The organism is Novosphingobium sp. PP1Y (assembly GCF_000253255.1).
GTDB lineage: Bacteria > Pseudomonadota > Alphaproteobacteria > Sphingomonadales > Sphingomonadaceae > Novosphingobium.
Map to the genome: position 1 here is coordinate 189,137 of NC_015580.1, position 20,892 is coordinate 210,028.

The following is a 20,892-nucleotide window of genomic DNA, read 5'->3' on the forward strand; positions in this document are numbered from 1 at the left end:
GATGAACAAGCCCGACCAGATCAAGACGCAGGACCGCCCCGCTTCGCTCTATGCAAAGCGGGAGCCGGTCTTCAACCGGCGCATCGACGGCAAGTTCCGTCGCCTCAAGTGGGCGATCATGGTGATCTGCCTCGCGATCTACTGGGGCACGCCGTGGCTGCGCTGGGACCGCGGACCTTATGCGCCCGATCAGGCGGTGCTGGTCGATCTGGCCCATCGCCGCTTCTACATGTTCGGCATCGAGATCTGGCCGCACGAATTCTATTTCGTGGCAGGGCTGCTGATCATGGCCGGCATCGGCCTGTTCCTCGTCACCAGTGCCGTGGGCCGCGCCTGGTGTGGCTATGCCTGCCCGCAGACGGTCTGGACCGACCTGTTCCAGCATGTCGACCGCTTCTTCGACGGCGACCGCAATGCCCGCTTCCGGCTCTACAAGGCGCCCTGGGGTCCGGCCAAGATCGCCCGTCGCCTGGCCAAGTGGACGGTCTATCTCGCGATCAGTTTCGCCACCGGCGGCGCCTGGATCTTCTATTTCGCCGATGCCCCCACGCTGCAGCACGCATTCTGGACCGGCACCGCCGACCCGGTTGCCTACGCCACGGTGGCGGTGCTGACGGCGACCACGTTCGTGCTCGGCGGCTTCATGCGCGAGCAGGTCTGTGTCTACATGTGCCCCTGGCCGCGCATCCAGACCGCGATGCTCGACGAGAAGTCACTGATCGTCACCTACAAGGACTGGCGCGGCGAACCGCGCGGCAGCGTCAAGAAGGCCGGGAAGAACCCCGACAGGTTCGGCGACTGCATCGACTGCAACCAGTGCGTCGCAGTCTGCCCGACCGGCATCGACATCCGCGAAGGGCCGCAGATCGGCTGCATCACCTGCGCCTTGTGCATCGATGCCTGCGACCGGGTGATGGGTGAAACGGGCCGCCCGCGCGGCCTGATCGACTACGCCACGCTGGAGGATGCCGAACGCGAGAAAGCGGGGCAGCCGCCGACCCGCCACCTCAAGCTGATCTGGCGTCCGCGCACGATCCTCTATTTCGCGGTCTGGGCCGGGATCGGCCTCTCGCTGCTGTTCCTGCTGGGCACGCGCGTGCACACCGACCTGACCGTCGCCAAGGATCGCAACCCGCCCTACATCCTGCTGAGCGACGGTTCGGTCCGCAATGCCTATACCCTGCGCCTGCGCAACATGCAGGGCCGCCCGCGCAAGATGGAGATTTCCATCGAGGGACTGCCCGGAGCGAAGATCTGGAGCGACGACGTCGGCATGGCCGAGGCCGGGACCGCGCTGACCCGCATCGTGCCCGCCGACGAGACCCAGAGCCTGCGCGCCTACCTGGTGGTACCTGCCGGCACCCCCGCGCAGGAGTTCACCTTCCACCTGCAGGCCCTTGGCGAAGCGCGCGAACAGGACAGCGCCGAGGCCCAGTTCGATGCCCCGGGAGAGCAATGATGAGCCGCACTGTCCGCCCCTTTACCGGCAAGCACATGACCGCGATCCTCGTCGCAGGCTTTGGCGTTGTCGTGGCCGTCAATTTCACGATGGCCGGGCTCGCCAGCTCGACCTTCGGAGGCATCGTCGTCGAGAATTCCTACGTCGCCAGCCAGCATTTCAACCGCTGGCTCGATGAAGCGAAGTCGGAAAAGGCGCTGGGCTGGACGCTCCATGCCGATCGCCGTGCCGATGGCCGCGTTGTTGCCATTCTGGGCGAGGTGCCCACCTTTCCCACGGTCTCTGCCGTGGCCCGCCACCCTCTGGGCCACAAGCCGGACATGACGCTGCATTTCGAGCGCGATGCCGGTAGCGACTGGGTCAGCCGCGAAGTGCTGCCCGACGATCGCTGGACCCTGCGCTTCGCGGTCGAGGCAGGCGGGCGCACCTGGCGCACCGAGCAGGCGATCCGATGAACGCGCCGGTTTCCGCCTTCACCGCACAAGCCGCTGCCGCACAGGCCTGTATCGACAGCCGCTTCACGGTGCCCGGCATGCGCTGCGCGGGCTGCATCGGCAAGGTCGAGCGCGGACTTGCCGCCGTGCCCGGGGTCGCTGCGGCGCGCGTCAATTTCTCTGCCAGGCGCGTCGCGGTGAGCCACGATCCCGCACTGACCGGCGATGCCATCATCGAGGAACTGCGCAAGCTGGGTTTCGAGGCCGAGCGCGCTGCCGAGAACCCGCTGGGCCGCGATGACGCCGAAACCCGGCGCCTGCTGCGCGCACTGGCGGTGGCCGGCTTCGGCATGATGAACATCATGCTGCTCTCGGTCAGCGTATGGGCCGGAGCCGGGGGCGAGACGCGCGAGCTGTTCCATCTGCTCTCGGCGCTCATCGCCATTCCCGTCATCGCCTATGCCGGCAGGCCATTCTTCGGCTCGGCGCTGATGGCCTTGCGCTACCGCCGTACCAACATGGACGTGCCGATCTCGATAGGCGTCCTGCTGGCGACGGGGATGAGCCTGTACGAGACGCTGACCGGCGGTCCCCATGCCTATTTCGACGGCGCGGTGATGCTGCTGTTTTTCCTGCTGGCGGGCCGCGTGCTCGACGCGATGATGCGCAGCCGCGCCCGGTCGGGGATCGCCGCGCTGCTGGGCCGCATGGGGCGCGGCGCGCATGTGCTCGAAGCGGACGGTTCCACCCGCTATGTCGAGGCGGACCGCCTGGCCCCGGGCATGATCATGCTGGTGGCCGCCGGAGAAGCGCTGGCCGCCGACGGCGAGATCGTCGAGGGGCGCACCGCGGTCGATTCCTCGATGCTCACCGGTGAGAGCGATCCGCGCCCGGCAGGCACGGGCGAGACGATCCATGCCGGGATGATCAACCTGGGCAATCCGGTCCGGGTCCGGGTGACCGCGGCGGCGCAGGATACCGCGCTTGCCGATATCGCCCGCCTCATGGACGAGGCCGGTCAGTCGCGTTCGCGCTACGTCCGCATCGCCGACAGGGCGGCGCGCTACTATGCACCGGCAGTGCACAGTCTTGCCTTCCTGAGCTTCTGCGGCTGGATGCTGGCGGGGGCGGGTCTCTACAAGTCGCTGCTGATCGCAGTGGCGGTACTGATCATCACGTGCCCTTGCGCGCTGGGCCTTGCGGTACCGGCGGCGCAGGTCGTTGCTGCAGGCGCACTGATGAAGCGCGGCCTGCTGATCAAGGACGGCTCCGCGCTCGAACGTCTCGCCGAAGTGGATGAAGTGCTGTTCGACAAGACCGGTACGCTCACCCTTGGCGAGCCGCGCCCCGTCGACCTCACCATGCTCGACCCCCGGCAGCGCAGCATTGCGCTCGCGCTGGCGCAGGCGAGCCGCCATCCGCTCAGCCGCGGTCTGGCGAGCGCCCTGCGCGGCGAAGGCGTCGAGCCGGCCACGCTCGATGCCGTCAACGAGACGGCAGGGCACGGAATGGGCGGGCTCTGCGCGGGAGAAGAGGTCGCGCTGCTGCGTCCGGAAGTGGAAGCGGGCGGACTCGCCGTCGACCTGCTCGTCGGAGGGGCGCGCACGCGCATCGGCTTTGCCGATCCGCTCCGCCCGGACGTGCGCGAGACGCTGGAGCAGCTTCGCGCACAGGGCATCGTCTCGGCCATCGCCTCGGGCGACCGGCAGGCGGCAGTGGCGCAGGTCGCGCGCGAGCTGGGGCTCTTCGCTACCGCTGCCATGCGTCCGGCCGACAAGCTGGCGCTGCTGGAGCGCAAGGCGGGGCAGGGCTGCAAGGTCCTGATGATCGGCGACGGCCTGAACGATGGCCCTGCGCTTGCCGGTGCCCATGTCTCCATCGCTCCCGGCGGGGCGAGCGACGTCAGCCAGCAGGCTGCCGATGCCGTTTTCGTGGGCGACAGGCTCATGCCGGTTTCCATGGCGATCCGGGTGGCGCGCGCCACCATGCGGGTGGTGCGGCAGAACTTCGCACTGGCCGCCATCTACAATCTCTTTGCAGTGCCGCTGGCGATTTTCGGCTTCGTGACGCCGCTTCTTGCCGCCATCGCAATGTCGGCCAGTTCCTTGATCGTGGTCGGGAATTCGCTGCGGCTTGCGCGCGCGGCCGGCAGGCAGGGCGCATGACCATTCTTGGCTTCCTCATCCCGCTGGCACTGCTTATGGGCCTCGTCGGGCTCGGCGCCTTCTTCTGGGCGATGAAAAGCGGGCAGTTCGAGGATCTCGACGGTGCGGCCAACCGCATCCTGATCGATGAAGACGACGATCTCGATGGGGACAGCAATTCGTGAATCGCCAGCTTGCCCTGTTCGCCGCTCTGGCCTTGTTGCCCGCCATGATCGGCCCGCTCGAGGCCGAGGCGCGTGCACTTGTCGCCCCGCTGTGCGGCGGCGGCGCGGTCTCGATTCCGGTCGCGCCCGATGGTCCCCCGGGACCGGCGCAGGGGCCGTGCTGCGCGAAAGGGTGCCACACCGGGTCTTCGCGCAAGCGGCTTGATCGAACGCAATGACGAGCGGCGCCGCTGCGGCGAATGTCCCCGGCATGTGGACATATCTGCCAGACCTGCTCGCGATTCCCGTACCGCGCTACACCAGCTTCCCGACGGCGGCCGAATTCGACGACCGCGTCGGCGCGGCCGATCTCCTGCGGGTGCTGGAGGGAGAGACCGGCGAAGTCTCGCTCTACGTGCACATTCCTTTCTGCGAGAAGATCTGCTGGTACTGCGGTTGCAATACAAGCGTGGCCAACCGGCGCGACCGGGTGTCGAGCTACCTCGACGCCCTGCACCGCGAGATCACGCTTGTTTCAGAACACCTGCCCAATGCCGCGAAGGTAACGCGCATCGCCTTTGGCGGGGGCAGTCCCAACGGCATTCCGCCGATCGACTTCGTGCGGCTGGTCGATGCATTGACGTTGCAGTTCGCCGCTTCGCGCCCGGTCATCTCGATCGAGCTCGACCCGCGCACGATGGGCCCCGAATGGGCTGCGGTGGTCGGGGCGGTGCGGATCGAGCGCGCCAGCCTTGGCGTCCAGACCTTTGCGCCCGCGCTGCAGGAGGCCATCGGCCGGGTGCAGCCGGCGCAGATGATCGAGGAAACCACCGAAATGCTGCGCGCGGCGGGGGTGGCTTCGCTCAATTACGATCTCATGTACGGTCTGCCCGGCCAGACGATGGCCGACCTGGAGGATTCGCTGAGGCGGAGCGTCACGCTCGGAGCGGATCGGATAGCGCTCTTCGGATACGCCCATGTCCCGCACCTGATCGCGCGCCAGCGCAAGATCGACGACAGCGCGCTGCCCGATGCCGAAACGCGCTTTCGCATGGCCGCGTTCGGCTACGAATATCTTGTCAGCGAAGGCTATGTTCCGGTCGGGTTCGACCACTTTGCGTTGCCCGGCGATTCGCTCGCCCGCGCGGCGCTAACTGGCAGGCTGCGGCGCAATTTCCAGGGCTTCACCGAGGATCAGGCGCCGGTCCTGATCGGGCTTGGCGCTTCCTCGATCAGCAGTTTCCCGGAGCTACTGGTCCAGAACGAAAAGAATACCGGCCGCTATCGCATGATGCTCTCGCAGGATCGGCTGACCGCCAATCGCGGGATCGTGCGCAGTGCCGAAGATCGCCGTCGCGGCGCCGTAATCGAGGGGCTGCTGTGCCGGGGCCGCGCCCATGTCGATCCCGACCTGGCGCGCGAGGCGTTTCCGATGCTGGAGTCCTATCTTCAGGCCGGGCTGTGCGAGGCCGATGGCGACAACCTGGTGATCCGTCCGGGCGGCCTGCCCTATGCGCGCTCCATCGCGGCACGCTTCGATCCTTATCGCAAGGATTCGCTGCGGCGGTTCAGTTCGGCGGTTTAGCGGACGGCGACGCTGCGCGTCAGGCGCGGGTGTCGAATTCCACGCCGAACAGGTTGCCCTCCGTCCAGCGTACGAGGCCCCAGAGTTCGCGGCCGTCCTCAAGCTGGGCGCGCACGATTGAATTGGGTGCCGGCGGATCGCCCGCGGCGGCAGCGCTGAGACCGCGCGAGGAAATGTCGCGCACGATCACGTCGATCGTCTGGCCACTGGCATCGTACAGCGTGAATCGCGTGCACTGGTTGCGGCGGCGTTCACGCAGAATCGGTGTCGGCTTGAAGCGGCTGGTGTCCATGCTTCGCCTCATAAGCCGGGGATGGTTAAGGGATGGTACCCTGGAGATGCGGTGCGCAGGCCGAGTTGGGCGCCCCGGATGCGCTTTTCTGAACTTCGATTCCAATATTGACCCTGGTCAATGTCGGGTGGCGCGACCTGCGACAGTAAGGGGGTGCCGGTCTTGTACCGCTTCCCTCGGGAAAGGTGCGAACCGCTTCTCCCCAACTTCGGGCGACCCAGCCTCGTGACGGGTCGCCCTTTCTTTTTGCCCAGGAGCCTGGCGGGAATCCGGTTGACGCGCGTCAATGCGCGCGGCGCAGCGATGGCCAGACTGCCGAAAGCCCTGAGGCATTGCGCAGGAGCGTGGCGGGCAAGCTGGGAGTTGAAGTGATGCAGCGCGATGACCTGGTCATCATCAGCACCGAAGATTACCTTTGCGAACCGTCCAACCTGTTCGACAACCAGCTTTGCGGCAGGCTGCTGGCAGCCGCGCCGAGGTCGGGGCAGGATGCGCAGGGCAACCCGGTATGGATCTATCAGGACCGCGCATGGCCGGTAGCTCACTGCGCCTCGTTCCTCGCCGGTGGCGCGCTCGCCGGAGATGCGGCTCGGGTCCACCTGCGACCGGGCTGCCGGGACGTTCACGCAAGGATCGACGAGATGGACGCGAATGGGGTGGCAGCTTCGCTGTGCTTCGGCGATGCCTTGGGAGCCGATAGCGCCATCTTCCATGCGGCCCCGGACAAGGCGCTGGCGCTGCGTCACCTGCGCGCCGTGAACGATTGGCATTTCGACGAGTGGTGCATGGCGTACCCCGGTCGCCTCATCCCCCAGGGCATCCTGCCGAACTGGGATGTGCAGGCAAGCCTCGAGGAAATCGACCGGCTCGCGCGCAAGGGGCTGCGGGTCATCGACCTTGGCGCGAACCCGGTCCTGCAGGGCCTGCCGCCGATCCGCGATGACCATTGGCGGCCGATCTTCCGCGCGCTTGCCGACAATGACATGACCGTGGCCTGCCGTCCCGGAACTGGGAATGGCGCGCTCGGCACCGGAAGCCTCCCCGGCGCCTGGGTTGCGGGGATGCCGCTGGCGGCGGCGCAAGTGCTTGCCGACTGGCTGCAACTCGACGCGCTGCATTCCTGTCCCGACTTGCGCATCGTGATGCCCGAAGGCTCGATCGGCTGGGTGCCGTTCCTGGCCGCCAGGGCCGACCTGATGGACTGGCGCAGCCCGGCATGGGAGCGTTCGGGGCGGCGTGCGGTACAACCTTCGTATCTGCTTGCCCGGCACTTCTGCCACACCTTCCGGTGGGACCCTTCGGGGCTTGCGAACTGGGCCGAAGTGGGTGAGGACAACATCGCCTTCGCGGCAGGCTATCCGCGCACGTTCGGGCCATGGGCGGACACCGCGGCGCAGTGCCTCGAGCAGCTCGGCGACATGCCGGAGGCGGTGATCGACAAGGTCACCCATGGCAATGCGATCCGCTGGCTGCGGCACGCGGCGCTGTTCGAACGCTTCTCCCGGTCCGAAGTCACTGTGGGCGCATTGCGTGCCCGGGCCGCGGCCAAAGGGGTCGATACTGCCTATCCGTAGGCGATCCGGTAAGCGCGGGCGTCCGTTATTTCAGCCAGAACCGGATTGCGAGCGAAACGAACCCCAGCCCGGTTACGCTTCCGGCCCAGATCAGCGCCATCCAGCCCAGCCGCTTCCAAAGCGGAGCTTCGTCGGCGTCCAGCCGGGTACGCTTCATCAGTGATAGCCTTCGTGGCCGACCTTGCCGCGAAATACCCAGTAGGCCCAGCCGGTGTAGACGAGGATCAGCGGCAAGGTCAGCGCGACGCCGACCAGCATGAAGATCTGGCTGCGTTCGGGGGCGGCAGCGTCCCAGATCGTCACTTCGCCGGGAACGACATAGGGCCACATGCTGACGCCAAGGCCCGCCATGCCGAGCAGGAAGATGCCGAGCGCGAACCAGAAAGGCGCTGCCTCGCGCCGCCTGGCCAGGGCACGGAACAGCAGGAAGGCGAGGATGGCGGTGAGCAGCGGGACTTGCGCTGCGAACAGGACGTTCGGCATCTCGAACCAGCGGGTCCAGTAGTCTGCGTCCAGCAGCGGCGTGTAGAGGCTGACGCAGACCAGCAGCACGAGCGTTGCCACCGCGGCGCGCCTTGCCACCTTGTAGGCATGGGCCTGCGGCGCGCCGTCCAGTTTCCAGACCAGCCAGGTCGCGCCGAGCAAGGCGTAGCCTGCCACCACGCCGAGGCCGGTCAGAAGCGTGTAGGGCGTCAGCCAGTCCCACCACGACCCGGCATAGGCGCGGTTCGATACCTCGATACCCTGCAGGATCGCGCCAAGCGTCATGCCCTGCGACATCGCCGCGACGAGCGATCCGCCCGAGAAGGCAAGGTCCCAGAACGGCCGGTGCGCCGGATCGCGCCAGCGAAATTCGAAAGCGACGCCGCGAAACACAAGTCCCAGCAGCATGGCGATGATCAGGGGGTAGGTCGCGGGCAGGATGATGGCATAGGCCAGCGGGAAGGCGGCGAACAGGCCGCCGCCGCCCAGCACCAGCCAGGTCTCGTTGCCGTCCCACACCGGCGCGATGGAATTCATCGCGCGATTGCGTCCCTCGCCCACCTTGAAGCTGGGGAAGAGGATGCCGATGCCAAGGTCGAAGCCGTCCATCACGACATAGGCGAAGACGCCGAAGGCGATGATGAAGGCCCAGATGACGGTGAGGTCGAAGTTGACGTCCATCGTGCTTACTCCCCCTTTCCGGCGGGATGCTGGTGCGGCCCGGGCGTGATCCCGGCGGTGCGGACGGGGCCGTCCTCAAGGCCGCTTTCCTGCGGGTGCGGCGCCTTGTCCATCAGCTTGAGAATGTACCAGGTGCCGATCGAGAAGACGGAGAAATAGACCACGACGAAAGCCAGCAGCGAGGCTCCTACCGCGGGCGCGTCAAGCGGCGAGGCGGAATCGGCGGTGCGCAGCAGGCCGTAGATCGTCCAGGGCTGGCGGCCCACTTCGGTGGTCATCCATCCGGCGATCACCGCAATGAAACCCGAGGGGCCCATCGCGATTGCCGCGCGGTGCAGCCAGCGCCAGTCGTAGAGCTTGCCGCGCGCACGCCCCAGCAGGCTCCACAGGCCGATGCCGAGCATCGCGAAGCCCAGCCCGACCATGACCCGGAAGGCCCAGAATACCGGGCCGACGGGCGGCTGGTCGGCTTCGGGAACGGTGTCCAGGCCGGCAAGCGGTGCGTTGGGATCGTGCTTGAGGATCAGCGAGGAAAGCTTGGGTACCTCGATCGCGTAATCGACGCGTTTTTCCTTGCTGTCGGGAATGCCGAAGAGGATCAGCGGCGCACCCTCGGGATGGCTCTGGTAGTGGCCTTCCATCGCCATGACCTTGGCCGGCTGGTGCTCCAGCGTGTTGAGGCCATGGGCGTCGCCGAGAAAGATCTGCACCGGCGCGACGAGCGCGGCCATCCACATCGCCATCGAGAACATCTTGCGCGCGTGGGCATTGGTCCGCTCGCGCAGCAGGTGCCATGCGCCCACGCCGCCAACCGCGAAGGCGGTGGTGAGGTAGGCGGCGGTCACGGTGTGCAGCAGGCGATAGGGGAAGCTGGGGTTGAATATCACGTCGATCCAGCTCGGCCCCGGCAGGAACTGGCCGTTCGCACCGATCTCGAAACCGGTCGGGGTCTGCATCCACGAGTTCACCGACAGGATCCAGAAGGCCGATACGAAAGTGCCGCCGGCCACCATGCAGGTGGCGAAGAAGTGCAGCTTGCGCCCCACCCGCTCCATTCCGAACAGCATGACGCCGAGGAACCCGGCTTCGAGGAAGAAGGCGGTCAGCACTTCATAGGCCATCAGCGGCCCGATCACCGGCCCGGCCTTGTCCGAGAACACCGCCCAGTTGGTGCCGAACTGGTAGGACATGACGATGCCGGAGACGACGCCCATCGCAAAGGCGACCGCGAAGATCTTGAGCCAGTAGCGGAAGAGGTCGAGGTACAGCGCCTTGCCCGTTTTCAGCCACAGGCCCTCCAGCACCGCAAGGTAGCTGGCAAGGCCGATGGAGAAGGCCGGGAATATGAAATGGAAGCTCACCGTGAAGGCGAACTGGATGCGTGCCAGCAGCAAGGCGTCGGCGTGATCCCACATGGATCTTTCCCTCCTGTCCTTTCGGTGCCGGTCCGTGCTGTCCGGCTGCAGTGTCGTGACGGTCGCGGGGCGCGCGTGGAATTACGCCCGGCAGGATGATGCGATCAGGTAGTGCGGCCTGTGCGGCCGGTCTGGATGGGGCGCTGCAAGCGCGCCTTGCGCCAGCGCTGGAAGGTCTTTTCCGACATGCCCACCTCGCGACAACTTTCGACGACGCCGCGACCTTGACCTACAAGAGCCTCGATTTGAAGGCATTTCTGCTCCTTGTCGGCAATGCGTCTCATAGCGAAGTTCCGCTTTTCCAGAGCATGTAGGCGGCAACGACGAAGATCAGCCCGGCAAACACCATGGTTAGCGCGCCCGCGCCGGACAGGCGCCTGGCCGCCATGGTCCCCCCGACGCCGCCGATTATGCCGCCGGCGATGAACACGGCTGCCAGCAGCCAGTCGACGAGGCCCGATGCGGCGTAGTTGAGCGCGGTGGTGAGGCCGAAGGCCGTCACGGCGACGAGGCTGGTGCCTACCGCATTGATCATCGGCATCGAAGTCGACGCAACGAGGCCGGGGACGATAAGGAAGCCTCCGCCGATCCCGAAGAATCCGGAAAAGACGCCGGTGCCCAGACCGAACGTGACGACCTTGGGGGCATTCTCGCGATTGCACTGCGCCCCGGGTTCCCCCTGGTTGCGGCGGCCGCGGATCATCAGCACGCCGACCGCGATCATGACGAGCGCGAAGAGGAACAGCAGTTTCTGCCCGTCGATCGCCTTGCCCAGCGTCGAGCCGAGGAAGGCGCCGAGGATACCCGAGGCGGCATAGACCGCACCGCAGCGCCACTTCACGTTGTGCGCGCGGGCGTGCTGGACAAGGCCGGTGGCGGCGTTGACGGCAACGGCGAAGGCGCTGGTGCCGATTGCCACATGCGGGCTTTGCACACCGACGAGATAGACCATCAGCGGCACCGCGAGGATCGATCCGCCACCGCCGACGAGGCCGAGCGTGAAGCCGACGAGAACGCCCGAAAGAGCGCCGAGCGCGAGGTGGAGCGTATCGATCTGGACGGGGTCGACCATGGCCTGCGATCCTTTCGGCTACTGCAGCGGCACCGGCGGGACGAGCCACTCGCGGCCCTTGAGCATGCCGTGCCAGTAGATCGGCGGCAGTGCGTCGGCCTTGAGATGCCAGGCGAGGCGCGAGGGCCGCGTGCCGTCTATCAGCCAGGTCGGCAGGGTCGGTGAGACTTTCCCGCCGTAAGTGAACTCGGCCAGGACGATGTGGCCGCGATCGACCGTGAGTGGGCAGGAGCCGTAGCCGTCGTAGGCTGCGACCGGATCGCGGCCGCCGAGCGCGGCAAGGGCGTTTACCGCAACCACCGGGGCCTGTTTGCGCGCCGCGGCTGCGGTCTTGGCATTGCCGGTATTGCAGCCGTCACCCAGCGCGAAGACATTGGCGAAGCGGACATGGCGCAAGGTCGCTGCATCGACTTCGGCATAGCCGTTCGCGTCGGCCAGCGGACTGGCCGCGACCACACTGTTGCCCTCTTGCGGCGGAACGACGTGGAGCATGTCGAAACCGCGGGTGACTTCGCCGTCAGGGGTGCGGAAGGTCGCGGTGCGGTTCGGCCCGTCGACGGCGACGAGGTTCGATTCGAAGTTCAGGCCGATGCCGTAGCGCTGGACCGTCTCCATCAGCGCGGGCACGTATTCGGGCACGCCGAACAGAACGCCGCCGGCATTGTGGAATTCGACCTCGATGTTCCCGAGCAGGCCCTGCTTCTCCCATTCGCTGCACGACAGGTACATGGCCTTCTGGGGGGCGCCCGCGCACTTGATCGGCATCGGCGGCTGGGTGAACAGCGCGCGCCCGCGCTGCATCCGCTGGACGAGCTGCCAGGTATAGGGAGCAAGGTCGAAGCGGTAGTTCGAGGTCACACCGTTCCGGCCGAGCGTCTCTTCGAGCCCGGCGATCTTTTCCCAGGCGAGGCGATTGCCCATGGCGACGATGAGGATGTCGTACGTGACGCGCATGCCACCTGCGAGCTGGACCGCGTTGGCATCGGGATCGAAACCGGATACGGCATCGCGGATCCAGTCCGCCCCGCGCGGCAGTACGGCGGCGGTCTTGCGCACGGTATCGCGCTGCTGGAAGACCCCGCCGCCCACCATGGTCCAGCCCGGCTGGTAGAAGTGATCCTCGCGCGGTTCGACGATCGCAAGGGAGAGCCCGCGGCGGCGCTTGAGAATCGAGGCTGCGGTGGCGATCCCTGCAGAGCCCCCACCGACGATCAGCACCTTGTAGTGCGGTGCCTTTGCTGCCGGGGCCCGTGCAAAGGCGGCCCTGGCGACCTGTTCGGAGCGGTTGCCTGTGCGGCAGTATGCAAGCACGGGGGCAGGAAGCTCGCGAAGGGCGGCAGCAAAATCGGCGGCTTGGTCTTCGGCCGTCACGCCGCCGCCGACGGGCAGGTAGCGCATGGCGATGCCGTATGCGCCCGCCGCATCGGCCAGCGTGGCGAAACTCGGCTGGTCGGCTTCCTCGCCGTCGGGGCGATTGCACACGATGGCGCGAAAGCCCAGCGCGGCGAGCGCCTCGAGATCGCCGGGTGCGATCTGGCCGCAGACCGAAAGGCCGGGGGCGATTTGCCGAATTTCCATGGCTATTACTCCGTAAGGTCCGGGGGGCGGGCTATTTCGATCCGCCTTCGGTTAGGCGGAAGCCGACCATTCCTGCCACCATCGCCAGCACGAAGACGGCGGCGGGGACGGGGTTGGTGACAAGCGACGCGACAGCAGGCCCCGGGCACAGGCCGCCCAGGCCCCAGCCCACGCCGAACAGGGCAGCGCCGCCGATCAGCCTGGCGTCGATCAGGCGCGTGCCGGGCAGCGAGAATTCCTCGCAGGCAACAGGCGCGGGCATGCGCCGCTGGACCAGCCACGCCAAGGCCATGACCAGTACCGCGCCGCCCATGACGAAGGCGAGAGTGGGGTCCCAGTTTCCGGCCACGTCGAGGAAGCCGCGCACCCGCGATGGGTCCATCATGCCGGAGATGGCAAGGCCGGCGCCGAAGAGCATGCCGGAGAGAAGCCCGATGAGGTGACGCATGTTACCAGCCTCCACCGAGGGCATTGACCAAGGCGACAGTCACCATGCCCGATGCAATGAAGCTTGCGGTCGCCACGATCGAGCGCGGCGACAGGCGCGACAGGCCGCACACGCCGTGACCGCTGGTGCAGCCGCTGCCAAGCCGCGTGCCGAATCCGGTGATCAGGCCCGCCACGGCCAGAGCCGCGTAGGATGGCGGGAAGCGTGCCTCGATGCCGCCCAGAGCGGTGGCCACGATCAGCGCGCCGATCGGCAGGCCGGCGATGAACAGGGCTGCCAGCATGCGCGGCGCCCCCGAAGCGAGGCCGAGCGTGCGCGCGGCAAGGCCGCTGACACCGGCGATGCGCCCGGCAACGAGCAGCATGACCGCTCCGGCCAGTCCGATCAGGATGCCGCCGATGAAGCCGTGGAGCGGCTGGGCGTGTGGGAAGAGTTCGGAAAGCATGTCCCGGGCCCTCAGATCGCGTTGATGGGGATCTTGATGTAGCTGACCCCATTGCTTTCCGGCTGCGGGAAGTGGCCGCCGCGGATGTTCACCTGCACCGAGGGCAGGATCAGATTCGGCACCGCCAGGGTGCTGTCGCGGCTGGTGCGCATCTTGACGAATTCGTCCTCGCTAACGCCGTCGTGCACGTGGACGTTGCTGCCGCGCTGTTCTTCGACGGTGGTTTCCCAGGCGAAGGTGTCGCGGCCCGGCGCCTTGTAGTCGTGGCACATGAACAGCCGCGTTTCGCGCGGGAGACTGAGCAGGCGGCGGATCGAGCGGTAGAGCTGGCGCGCATCGCCGCCGGGAAAGTCGGCACGGGCGGTGCCGTAGTCGGGCATGAACAGGGTATCGCCCACGAACGCGGCATCGCCTACGACATAGGCCATGTCCGCAGGGGTGTGGCCCGGGACGTGCAGCGCGATCGCGGGGATCGAGCCGATCATGAAGGTTTCGCCGTCGGCGAAGAGATGATCGAACTGCGAGCCGTCGCGGGCGAATTCGGTGCCGGCGTTGAACAGCTTTCCGAAGACGTCCTGCACCCGCTGGATTTCGCGACCGATCGCCAGCTTCCCGCCCAGCTTCTCCTGCAGGTAGGGCGCGGCGGAAAGGTGGTCGGCGTGGGCGTGGGTCTCGATAAGCCATGTCACTTTAAGATTTTCAGAAGTGACATGGGCGATGATGCGGTCCGCAGAAGCGGTCGAGGTGCGACCGGCAGCCGCCTCGTAGTCCAGCACGGAGTCGATGATCGCAGCTTCCCGAGTGGCGGGGTCGGCGACCACGTAGCTCACCGTAAACGTGGCTTCGTCGAAGAAGGCGGTAATGGCGGGGCGCAGGACCGGGTCGGCTCCCGCGGCTTCGATCTGCGCAGTGGCTTTGGACAGGATGGCTTCAGGCATTGCGATTCTCCGATTTTCAATTTATGTAAGTATGTAATTCAGTTGCGTCAAGCAGACAATCACGATAGTGAGCAGCCCATGGAAGAAGAGACCCGTCCGCACTGTTGTCCGCTGCGTATCGGCGACACGGTACCCAACTTCACCGCGCGGACCACCGCGGGGCCCGTTGCGATGAAGGACTTCGCAGGGCGATGGCTGGTGTTCTTCTCCCATCCGGCGGATTTCACCCCGGTATGCACATCGGAATTCGTGGCTTTTGCGCGGGCGGCGGATCGTTTTGCAGCGATGGACTGCGCGCTCATGGCGCTGTCGGTCGACAGTCTTTATGCCCACTTCGCCTGGGTGCGGGCAATTCGCGATCGTCACGGCGTGGAAGTGCGCTTCCCGATCGTCGAGGATCCGACTTTGGTGATCGGCCGGGCCTATGGCATGGTGGCGCAGGACGCGCACGATGCCGGCGCCGTGCGCACGGTCTTCGTCATCGATCCGGCGCAAGTGGTGCGCGCCATGATCTGCTATCCGGTGGAAATCGGCCGATCGGTGGAGGAGATCCTGCGCATCGTCGCCGCTCTCCAGGCCGCGGATCGCGAACAGGCGCTTCCGCCCGAGGGGTGGATGCCGGGCCAGCCACTCCTTGCGCAGCCTGAGCCCACGCTCGATTCGGTCCTTGCGGCCGACGATCCGATGGGCTGGTTCCTGCAGGAGCGGAAGTGATGGCCGGCGAGCCGCCCATCGATCTGCTCAAGGCAATTGCCCATCCCTTGCGCTACGCCATCCTTGCTGCAGTAGCGGAAGGCGAGCGCAATGTCGGCGAGATCGAGGCGATGACCGGGATCGGGCAGCCGACTCTCTCGCAGCAGTTGTCCGTTCTCAGGCAAGCCGGGCTGGTGACTTCGCGGCGCGAGGCCAAGCTGGTGTTCTATGGCTTGGAGCAGGGCGCGATGGCGCAGGCGCGCGACAGTCTGTCGGCGCTGGTCGGCAGCGACGAGGCCTTGTCGGTTGCTGCACGTGCCCGGGAGGGAGCGATTCGGCGAAGCGGCGGCGCGGCGGTCTTCGCACGTCTCGCCTGACTTGCCCCTGGCCCTGAACGGCACTCCAGAATCAGAAAAGGCGGCCTGACGGCCGCCTTCTCCTCCTCTCCAAACCCGTAAGCGCTTCCTGCCTGCTTCGCTGCGGCGGGTCAGCGCGAAGCCTTTGCCGATCAACCGCCCTTGGCGTCGCTCTCGGCTGCGGCAGCAGCCATGCGGTCGCCCTGCATGTACGGGATCGGGTTGACGGCAACGCCGTCGACGCGGACTTCGTAGTGCAGGTGGGGGCCGGTCGAATTGCCGGTGGTACCGACGTAACCGATCACGTCGCCCTTGTGGACGACCTGGCCGTCGGCAACGTTCAGGCGCGACATGTGGCCATAGCGGGTCTGCAGTTCACCGCCGTGTTCGATCGAGACGAACAGGCCGTAACCGCCGAAAGTCGAGGCGCGGCTGACGACGCCGTCGGCCGTGGCGTGGATCGGCGTGCCGGTCGGAGCAGCAAGGTCGACGCCCTTGTGAGCGCGGCGGCCACCGAGGATCGGGTGCTCGCGCATGCCGAAGCTGCTGGTCATGGTGTCATGCTCGAGCGGATCGCGCGAAGGGATCGACACGGCGGCGATGCTGGCACCGCTGGCAACCGACGGCTTGGCCTTGGAAACGGCGAGGCCGGTTTCCTCGTAATTTTGCCAGGAGCTGAAAAGCTGGCGGAACTGTTCGTCCTCGCCGCCGCTGACCGACTGGCTTGCCGACTGCGACGCGCGGAGCGGGGCGGAGATGTCGGCTGCAGCTGCACTGCTGTTTGCCATCGCGGGATGCGCCGCGACGAGAAAACCGCCTGCAACCAGGACACCGGTCACTGCGCGGAACTTGGCGAAAGACTTCGTTACGACCACTCGCAATACCTTTTTGTCCGCCGGCATCCATATTTGGACGCGACGCTTTTCTTGTCTGACGCAGGCCACGAAATCGGCCCGGTCAAAGTTAAAATGGAGATGGTCGGAACCCCCCGCCGTCTCGCGAGTTGCAGTTATGCTTACCGTTCGCGCTCAGGCAACCCCTGCATAAAGATCGCGCGATAAACCGGCTGCGAGACGCGCCGAGTCGTTGAACGGAGGCTTTGGCAGCCCTCGAAAGTGGCGGGAAACCAAGGATTTCCACAATCCGTTAACCGGTTCGTTTAACGTTTCAGCGCGTTCGACGAAGTGTTTTGCGCCGAAACCGACATGGCGAATCTCGTCGTCAAGTATGCGACTCAGGATCTTTGCGCCGGTCTCGTCACCGGCATTGCGAACGCGCTCCAGCGTTGCCGGCGTGACGTCCAGACCGCGCGCTTCGAGCACCATCGGCACGACCGCCAGCCTTGCGGCGACGTCATGACGCGTCTCGTAGGCGGCGTCCCACAGGCCGTTGTGAGCGGGCAGGTCGCCATAGTGGCTGCCCAGCGTGTGCAGGTGCCGTTCGATGAGCGCAAAGTGCATCGCCTCGTCGGCGGCGACGGACAGGAAGTCGCTGACGAACGGTTCGCCCATCTCGCCGCCGAAGCGCCCGACGATGTCGAGCGCAAGGTCGATGGCGACGAATTCGATGTGGGCGAGCGAGTGCCACAAGGCGATTCGCCCGCGCTGCGATCCGCCCTTGCCGCGCTTGGGCATGCGGTTGGGCGGCAGCAGTTCGGGCGCATCCGGGCGTCCCGGCACATCGGGCATGGACACGTCGAAGGCAATGGCGAGGCGGCCAAGGCGCCAGTCGCGCGCGACCTTGCGCGCGGCCATGACCTTGGTGCGCGGATCGCGTTCGAGCAGCGCTGAACGGATCGTGCGTGCAATCGATTCAGACATGCCTAAAGCGCCTTCGCGGCCTCCAGTACGGCCTCGACGTGGCCCTTGACCTTCACCTTGTCCCAGACCCTGGCGATCTTGCCGTCCGGGCCGACGAGGTAGGTCGTGCGGACCATGCCCATGTAGGTGCGGCCGTAGTTCTGCTTCTCGGTCCAGATGCCGAGCGCGTCGGACAGGCCGTTTTCTTCGGCATCGGTTGCCAGGGGGGCGGTGAGGTCGTGCTTGGCGATGAAGTTCTGGTGCTTCTTGGCCGAGTCCTTGCTCACGCCCAGCAGCGCGACGCCTGCCTTGTCGAATTCGGGCTTGGCCGCCGAGAACTCGATGTTCTCGGTCGTGCAGCCGGGGGTGTTGTCCTTGGGATAGAAGAACACGACGAGCTTCTGGCCGGCGAAATCCGAGGCTTTCACGCTGCCGCCATCCGGGGTTTCCATGGCGATGTCGGGAAAGGCGTCGCCGACGCCGGGGCGGGTGCTCATCTGTCAGTCTCCAGTGTTTCGCCAAAAGCGGCCTGCCAGGCCTGTGCGACTTGCGTCCGCGCCTGGCCCAGCGCCGTTTCGAGTTCGTCCCACGCCCCATAGCCGCAAGCGCGCACGAGCGCCATGCATGCCGCCTCTACCGGCATCTGCGAATCCGGTGCCAGCAGGCGGGCGGCGACCAGGAAGCGGGTGAGCACATCGTGCGCCGCGATCAGGTCCGTCGGCAGCAGGCCTGCGTCCGCCAGTTGCACGATGGCCTCGCGCAAGTCGGAAACCAGCCCCTTGCCTTCGCGCAGCTGGGTGAAATGGACGAGGAATTCGAGGTCGACGAGCCCCCCCCGTGACAGCTTGACGTCAAGCGGGCCCTTGCCGGGTTTGTGCTGGGCCATCGTTTCGCGCATTTCCAGCACGTCGCTGCGCAGCTTTTCGGGGTCGCGCGGGCGTGTCAGCACGTCATGGACAAGTGCGTCGATTTCGCTGCGCCCTGCGGCGGAACCGAACAATGCCCGCGCGCGGCACAGGGCCATGTGCTCCCAGGTCCAGGCCTGCTCTTCCTGATAGCGTGCAAAGCTGTCGAGGCTGGCTGCCGGCGGGCCTTGCGCGCCGGAGGGGCGCAGCCGCGTGTCGACCTCGTAAAGCGCGCCTTCGGCGGTGGGCACGGAAAGCGCGGCGATCACCCGCTGGCACAGGCGATTGTAGTACCGTGTCGCGCCAAGCGGCCGCTCCCCGTCCGATTCCAGCGAAAAATCGCCACTGAACAGGAATACGAGGTCGAGGTCGGAGGCGTAGGTCAGGACGCCGCCGCCCATGCGGCCCAGGCCGAGGACGAGCAGTTCGCTGCCGGCAACCTTGCCGTGAGTCTGCTCGAATTCCTCTATCGCGGCGCGGGTGAGGACATGGATGGCCGCTTCCGCGATCCGGGCAAGGCCGTGGCCGATCGCGATCGGGTCGTTTACCCCTTCGATCAGCTGGACCCCCAGCGCAAATCGCTTCTCGCCCACCTTGCGTCGCACGGTGTCGAGGATCCGTTCATAGTCGTCGTCCGGCTCGAACCGGGAAAACTGCGCGATCAGCGTCTCGACATCGCCCGGCAGTTCGAAGGCGCTGGAATCGATCAGTGGATCGAGCAGGTCGGCCCGGCGCGTCAGGGCATTGGCCAGCGGCGGGGCCAGCGAGAGGATGCGGGCAAGGCGCTGCAGCAGCGCGGGCCGGGCTTCCAGCAGGCGGAACAGGTTGATCGCGGTCGGCAGGTTGTTGAGCAGCTGTTCCCAGCGCAGCAGGGCGCGTTCGGGTTCGGGAGCGGCGGCCAGCGCGGCGAGCAGGTCTTCCTGGATCGCCTCGAAGGCATTGCGCGCGGCATCGCTGCGCAAGGCGCGCATCCGGCCCGACTGCCATCCGGCAATCCGCTCGACGAGCGCTGCCGGGTCGGCGAAGCCCATCTCTTCCAGCCTTTCGACCAGGCTGCGCTGCTCGGGTACTGAGACGCTGGTCGAAGGGCCTTCGGGCGTATTGTCCATTATCAGCGCGTCATAGCGTTCGCCCACCGTCTCGGTGATCTGCGTCAGTTCCGCGATGAGCGCCTGCCCGTCCGGTATTCCGTCGAGCCGGGCCACTTCGTCTAGGGCTTCCGGCTTGACCGGCAGGCTGTGGGTTTGCTGGTCGAGCACCATCTGCAGGCGGTGTTCGACGGTGCGCAGCCGGTCGTAGCATTCGCCGAGGATTCGCGCTTCTTCGGCCGGAATCAGTCCGGCATTGGCCAGCGCGACCAGCGTTTCGCGGGTGCCTCGCAGGCGCAGTTGCGGATTGCGGCCCCCGTGGATCATCTGGTGGGTCTGGGCGTAGAACTCCACCTCGCGAATGCCGCCCCGGCCCTTCTTGAGGTCGAAACCGGGCCCGACCACTGGCCCGCCGCGGGCATTGGCGCGAATCTGCGTCGTAAGGCGCCCGATCTCGGCGATGGCCCCGAAGTCGAGGCTCTTGCGCCACACGAACGGCCGGATCGCGGCAAGGAAGGCCTCCCCGGCAGCGATGTCGCCGGCACAGGCGCGGGCGCGGATGAAGGCGGCGCGCTCCCATGCCAGCGCCGAGGATTCGTAATGGGTCAGCGCTGCATCGATGGAGATGGCCAGCGGGCTGACTTCCGAGGCCGGACGCAGGCGCAGGTCGACGCGGAAGACATAACCGTCCTGAGTCACCTTCGCGAGCGTCTCGACCACTGCGCGGGCGACGCGCTGGGCCGCCTCGCCCGGTTCGTCGCGCTCGCGCCGGGGCAGCAGTTCGGGATCGAACAGGAGGATCGGGTCGATGTCCGAGCTGTAATTGAGCTCGCCCGCACCGTGCTTGCCCAGCGCCAGCGCGAGGAACCCGGCCGGCTGCGCGTCGGGCGCGCGGCGGCGGATGCCCTCGGCGATGGCTGCATCCAGCGCCCGGTCGGCAAAGGCGGACAATTCGCCCGTCACCTGCAGCAGTGGAAATGCTCCGGCAAGATCGCCGATGGCGAGGGCGAGGGCGAGGGCCTGCTTCTCGCGGCGCAGCGCGACACCGACATCGGCGATACCATCGCCGGCCGCCTTGGCCCAGGCCAGAGCCCCCGCGCCGTCTCCGGAGGCAAAGATTTCGGTCAGTTCCGGCAAGCGGTCGAGGGCCCCGGCCAAGTAGGGGGCATGCGCGCGGGCGCGATCGATCGCTCCGGTCCAGTCGACTGTCATGTCCCATCCCTGCCTGCTGCCCGCGCCGAGGGCAAGTGTGCCGGGCGCGACATGGCCGATCGGTTTATGGCTCAGGCGCCTGCTTGTGAAAGCCATGCCGTTCTGGCACTTGTTCGCCATCCCCCCA

At 66.7% G+C, this 20,892-nt stretch carries 23 protein-coding genes; 9 read left to right on the top strand and 14 right to left on the bottom strand.

What is annotated here, in order from left to right; all coding sequences use genetic code 11:
- The first annotated feature begins 1 nt into the window (after position 1).
- From ccoG to hemN, 6 genes are read left to right on the top strand one after another with little or no spacing between them, the layout of a single operon-like run.
- On the top strand, positions 2-1,459 hold the full coding sequence (gene ccoG / locus PP1Y_RS07015; RefSeq protein ID WP_013831611.1) for a cytochrome c oxidase accessory protein CcoG: 1,458 nt from the start codon (positions 2-4) through the stop codon (positions 1,457-1,459).
- Entirely contained in the window at positions 1,456-1,914 is a 459-nt protein-coding gene (locus tag PP1Y_RS07020; RefSeq protein WP_041558650.1) for a FixH family protein, read from the top strand. Before ccoG ends, PP1Y_RS07020 begins: the two co-directional genes overlap by 4 nt.
- Positions 1,911-4,058: a heavy metal translocating P-type ATPase gene (locus tag PP1Y_RS07025; RefSeq protein WP_013831613.1), complete on the top strand. Its 2,148-nt coding sequence runs from the start codon at positions 1,911-1,913 to the stop codon at positions 4,056-4,058. The genes PP1Y_RS07020 and PP1Y_RS07025 overlap by 4 nt, the downstream gene beginning before the upstream one ends.
- Positions 4,055-4,222 (top strand): cbb3-type cytochrome oxidase assembly protein CcoS, encoded by a 168-nt coding sequence (ccoS, locus tag PP1Y_RS07030; protein ID WP_013831614.1) that lies wholly within the window; start codon positions 4,055-4,057, stop codon positions 4,220-4,222. The genes PP1Y_RS07025 and ccoS overlap by 4 nt, the downstream gene beginning before the upstream one ends.
- Positions 4,219-4,440 carry a hypothetical protein gene (locus PP1Y_RS07035; protein WP_041558651.1) on the top strand — a complete coding sequence of 74 codons (222 nt, stop codon included), beginning with the start codon at positions 4,219-4,221 and terminating at the stop codon, positions 4,438-4,440. Before ccoS ends, PP1Y_RS07035 begins: the two co-directional genes overlap by 4 nt.
- Positions 4,441-4,472: 32 nt before the next feature.
- A complete protein-coding gene (gene hemN, locus PP1Y_RS07040) occupies positions 4,473-5,786 on the top strand; it encodes an oxygen-independent coproporphyrinogen III oxidase (protein WP_013831615.1) in 1,314 nt (437 codons plus the stop codon).
- Positions 5,787-5,805: 19 nt separating this feature from the next.
- On the opposite strand, the gene PP1Y_RS07045 is transcribed toward hemN, so the two are convergent.
- Complete coding sequence (locus PP1Y_RS07045) at positions 5,806-6,078, bottom strand: PilZ domain-containing protein (protein ID WP_041558652.1); 273 nt, start codon at positions 6,076-6,078, stop codon at positions 5,806-5,808.
- A gap of 371 nt (positions 6,079-6,449) precedes the next feature.
- On the opposite strand from PP1Y_RS07045, the gene PP1Y_RS07050 reads away from it, so the two are divergent.
- Positions 6,450-7,652 (top strand): amidohydrolase family protein, encoded by a 1,203-nt coding sequence (locus PP1Y_RS07050; RefSeq protein WP_013831616.1) that lies wholly within the window; start codon positions 6,450-6,452, stop codon positions 7,650-7,652.
- 25 nt (positions 7,653-7,677) lie between these two features.
- Here PP1Y_RS07050 and PP1Y_RS25290 read toward each other — a convergent pair whose 3' ends face one another.
- The 9 genes from PP1Y_RS25290 to PP1Y_RS07090 all read right to left on the bottom strand — a co-directional run bounded on the left by PP1Y_RS25290 (position 7,678) and on the right by PP1Y_RS07090 (position 14,712).
- Positions 7,678-7,809 carry a DUF2474 domain-containing protein gene (locus PP1Y_RS25290; RefSeq protein ID WP_083835182.1) on the bottom strand — a complete coding sequence of 44 codons (132 nt, stop codon included), beginning with the start codon at positions 7,807-7,809 and terminating at the stop codon, positions 7,678-7,680.
- Positions 7,809-8,816, bottom strand: coding sequence for a cytochrome d ubiquinol oxidase subunit II (gene cydB / locus PP1Y_RS07055; protein WP_013831617.1), 1,008 nt, complete (start codon positions 8,814-8,816; stop codon positions 7,809-7,811). The genes PP1Y_RS25290 and cydB overlap by 1 nt, the downstream gene beginning before the upstream one ends.
- Positions 8,817-8,821: 5 nt before the next feature.
- Entirely contained in the window at positions 8,822-10,231 is a 1,410-nt protein-coding gene (locus PP1Y_RS07060) for a cytochrome ubiquinol oxidase subunit I (RefSeq protein WP_013831618.1), read from the bottom strand.
- 104 nt (positions 10,232-10,335) lie between these two features.
- Entirely contained in the window at positions 10,336-10,515 is a 180-nt protein-coding gene (locus PP1Y_RS07065) for a hypothetical protein (protein WP_041558653.1), read from the bottom strand.
- Positions 10,512-11,303: a sulfite exporter TauE/SafE family protein gene (locus tag PP1Y_RS07070; RefSeq protein ID WP_013831619.1), complete on the bottom strand. Its 792-nt coding sequence runs from the start codon at positions 11,301-11,303 to the stop codon at positions 10,512-10,514. Before PP1Y_RS07070 ends, PP1Y_RS07065 begins: the two co-directional genes overlap by 4 nt.
- An 18-nt stretch (positions 11,304-11,321) precedes the next feature.
- Entirely contained in the window at positions 11,322-12,881 is a 1,560-nt protein-coding gene (locus tag PP1Y_RS07075) for a bifunctional protein tyrosine phosphatase family protein/NAD(P)/FAD-dependent oxidoreductase (protein WP_013831620.1), read from the bottom strand.
- 31 nt (positions 12,882-12,912) lie between these two features.
- Positions 12,913-13,329, bottom strand: coding sequence for a DUF6691 family protein (locus PP1Y_RS07080; protein ID WP_013831621.1), 417 nt, complete (start codon positions 13,327-13,329; stop codon positions 12,913-12,915).
- A 1-nt stretch (position 13,330) separates the two neighbouring features.
- On the bottom strand, positions 13,331-13,774 hold the full coding sequence (locus tag PP1Y_RS07085) for a YeeE/YedE family protein (protein ID WP_041558654.1): 444 nt from the start codon (positions 13,772-13,774) through the stop codon (positions 13,331-13,333).
- An 11-nt stretch (positions 13,775-13,785) separates the two neighbouring features.
- Positions 13,786-14,712 (bottom strand): MBL fold metallo-hydrolase, encoded by a 927-nt coding sequence (locus PP1Y_RS07090; protein ID WP_013831623.1) that lies wholly within the window; start codon positions 14,710-14,712, stop codon positions 13,786-13,788.
- Between the two features lie 78 nt (positions 14,713-14,790).
- On the opposite strand from PP1Y_RS07090, the gene PP1Y_RS07095 reads away from it, so the two are divergent.
- Both PP1Y_RS07095 and PP1Y_RS07100 read left to right on the top strand, forming a co-directional pair.
- Complete coding sequence (locus PP1Y_RS07095; RefSeq protein ID WP_013831624.1) at positions 14,791-15,426, top strand: peroxiredoxin; 636 nt, start codon at positions 14,791-14,793, stop codon at positions 15,424-15,426.
- Positions 15,426-15,782 (top strand): helix-turn-helix transcriptional regulator, encoded by a 357-nt coding sequence (locus PP1Y_RS07100; protein WP_013831625.1) that lies wholly within the window; start codon positions 15,426-15,428, stop codon positions 15,780-15,782. The genes PP1Y_RS07095 and PP1Y_RS07100 overlap by 1 nt, the downstream gene beginning before the upstream one ends.
- 131 nt (positions 15,783-15,913) lie before the next feature.
- On the opposite strand, the gene PP1Y_RS07105 is transcribed toward PP1Y_RS07100, so the two are convergent.
- From PP1Y_RS07105 to PP1Y_RS07120, 4 genes are all read right to left on the bottom strand, one after another.
- Positions 15,914-16,663, bottom strand: a complete 750-nt coding sequence (locus PP1Y_RS07105; RefSeq protein ID WP_051009991.1) for a M23 family metallopeptidase — start codon at positions 16,661-16,663, stop codon at positions 15,914-15,916.
- Between the two features lie 126 nt (positions 16,664-16,789).
- Entirely contained in the window at positions 16,790-17,581 is a 792-nt protein-coding gene (locus PP1Y_RS07110; protein ID WP_013831627.1) for a ferritin-like domain-containing protein, read from the bottom strand.
- A gap of 2 nt (positions 17,582-17,583) precedes the next feature.
- The gene (locus PP1Y_RS07115; RefSeq protein ID WP_007012781.1) at positions 17,584-18,057 is read right to left on the bottom strand and encodes a peroxiredoxin; all 474 of its coding nucleotides are present in this window, start codon (positions 18,055-18,057) and stop codon (positions 17,584-17,586) included.
- Positions 18,054-20,765: a bifunctional [glutamine synthetase] adenylyltransferase/[glutamine synthetase]-adenylyl-L-tyrosine phosphorylase gene (locus PP1Y_RS07120; protein ID WP_013831628.1), complete on the bottom strand. Its 2,712-nt coding sequence runs from the start codon at positions 20,763-20,765 to the stop codon at positions 18,054-18,056. The genes PP1Y_RS07115 and PP1Y_RS07120 overlap by 4 nt, the downstream gene beginning before the upstream one ends.
- Positions 20,766-20,892 lie beyond the last annotated feature (127 nt).

Excerpts from the sequence above, each read along its gene's own strand:
- hemN (WP_013831615.1), top strand. The coding sequence starts at position 4,473 with ATGTGGACATATCTGCCAGACCTGCTCGCGATTCCCGTACCGCGCTAC.
- PP1Y_RS07090 (WP_013831623.1), bottom strand. The coding sequence starts at position 14,712 with ATGCCTGAAGCCATCCTGTCCAAAGCCACTGCGCAGATCGAAGCCGCG.
- ccoG (WP_013831611.1), top strand. The coding sequence starts at position 2 with ATGAACAAGCCCGACCAGATCAAGACGCAGGACCGCCCCGCTTCGCTC.
- cydB (WP_013831617.1), bottom strand. The coding sequence starts at position 8,816 with ATGGACGTCAACTTCGACCTCACCGTCATCTGGGCCTTCATCATCGCC.
- PP1Y_RS07080 (WP_013831621.1), bottom strand. The coding sequence starts at position 13,329 with ATGCGTCACCTCATCGGGCTTCTCTCCGGCATGCTCTTCGGCGCCGGC.
- PP1Y_RS25290 (WP_083835182.1), bottom strand. The coding sequence starts at position 7,809 with ATGAAGCGTACCCGGCTGGACGCCGACGAAGCTCCGCTTTGGAAGCGG.
- PP1Y_RS07115 (WP_007012781.1), bottom strand. The coding sequence starts at position 18,057 with ATGAGCACCCGCCCCGGCGTCGGCGACGCCTTTCCCGACATCGCCATG.
- ccoS (WP_013831614.1), top strand. The coding sequence starts at position 4,055 with ATGACCATTCTTGGCTTCCTCATCCCGCTGGCACTGCTTATGGGCCTC.
- PP1Y_RS07060 (WP_013831618.1), bottom strand. The coding sequence starts at position 10,231 with ATGTGGGATCACGCCGACGCCTTGCTGCTGGCACGCATCCAGTTCGCC.
- PP1Y_RS07045 (WP_041558652.1), bottom strand. The coding sequence starts at position 6,078 with ATGGACACCAGCCGCTTCAAGCCGACACCGATTCTGCGTGAACGCCGC.
- PP1Y_RS07120 (WP_013831628.1), bottom strand. The coding sequence starts at position 20,765 with ATGACAGTCGACTGGACCGGAGCGATCGATCGCGCCCGCGCGCATGCC.
- PP1Y_RS07075 (WP_013831620.1), bottom strand. The coding sequence starts at position 12,881 with ATGGAAATTCGGCAAATCGCCCCCGGCCTTTCGGTCTGCGGCCAGATC.
- PP1Y_RS07050 (WP_013831616.1), top strand. The coding sequence starts at position 6,450 with ATGCAGCGCGATGACCTGGTCATCATCAGCACCGAAGATTACCTTTGC.
- PP1Y_RS07065 (WP_041558653.1), bottom strand. The coding sequence starts at position 10,515 with ATGAGACGCATTGCCGACAAGGAGCAGAAATGCCTTCAAATCGAGGCT.
- PP1Y_RS07020 (WP_041558650.1), top strand. The coding sequence starts at position 1,456 with ATGATGAGCCGCACTGTCCGCCCCTTTACCGGCAAGCACATGACCGCG.
- PP1Y_RS07025 (WP_013831613.1), top strand. The coding sequence starts at position 1,911 with ATGAACGCGCCGGTTTCCGCCTTCACCGCACAAGCCGCTGCCGCACAG.
- PP1Y_RS07110 (WP_013831627.1), bottom strand. The coding sequence starts at position 17,581 with ATGTCTGAATCGATTGCACGCACGATCCGTTCAGCGCTGCTCGAACGC.
- PP1Y_RS07095 (WP_013831624.1), top strand. The coding sequence starts at position 14,791 with ATGGAAGAAGAGACCCGTCCGCACTGTTGTCCGCTGCGTATCGGCGAC.
- PP1Y_RS07105 (WP_051009991.1), bottom strand. The coding sequence starts at position 16,663 with ATGCCGGCGGACAAAAAGGTATTGCGAGTGGTCGTAACGAAGTCTTTC.
- PP1Y_RS07070 (WP_013831619.1), bottom strand. The coding sequence starts at position 11,303 with ATGGTCGACCCCGTCCAGATCGATACGCTCCACCTCGCGCTCGGCGCT.
- PP1Y_RS07085 (WP_041558654.1), bottom strand. The coding sequence starts at position 13,774 with ATGCTTTCCGAACTCTTCCCACACGCCCAGCCGCTCCACGGCTTCATC.
- PP1Y_RS07100 (WP_013831625.1), top strand. The coding sequence starts at position 15,426 with ATGGCCGGCGAGCCGCCCATCGATCTGCTCAAGGCAATTGCCCATCCC.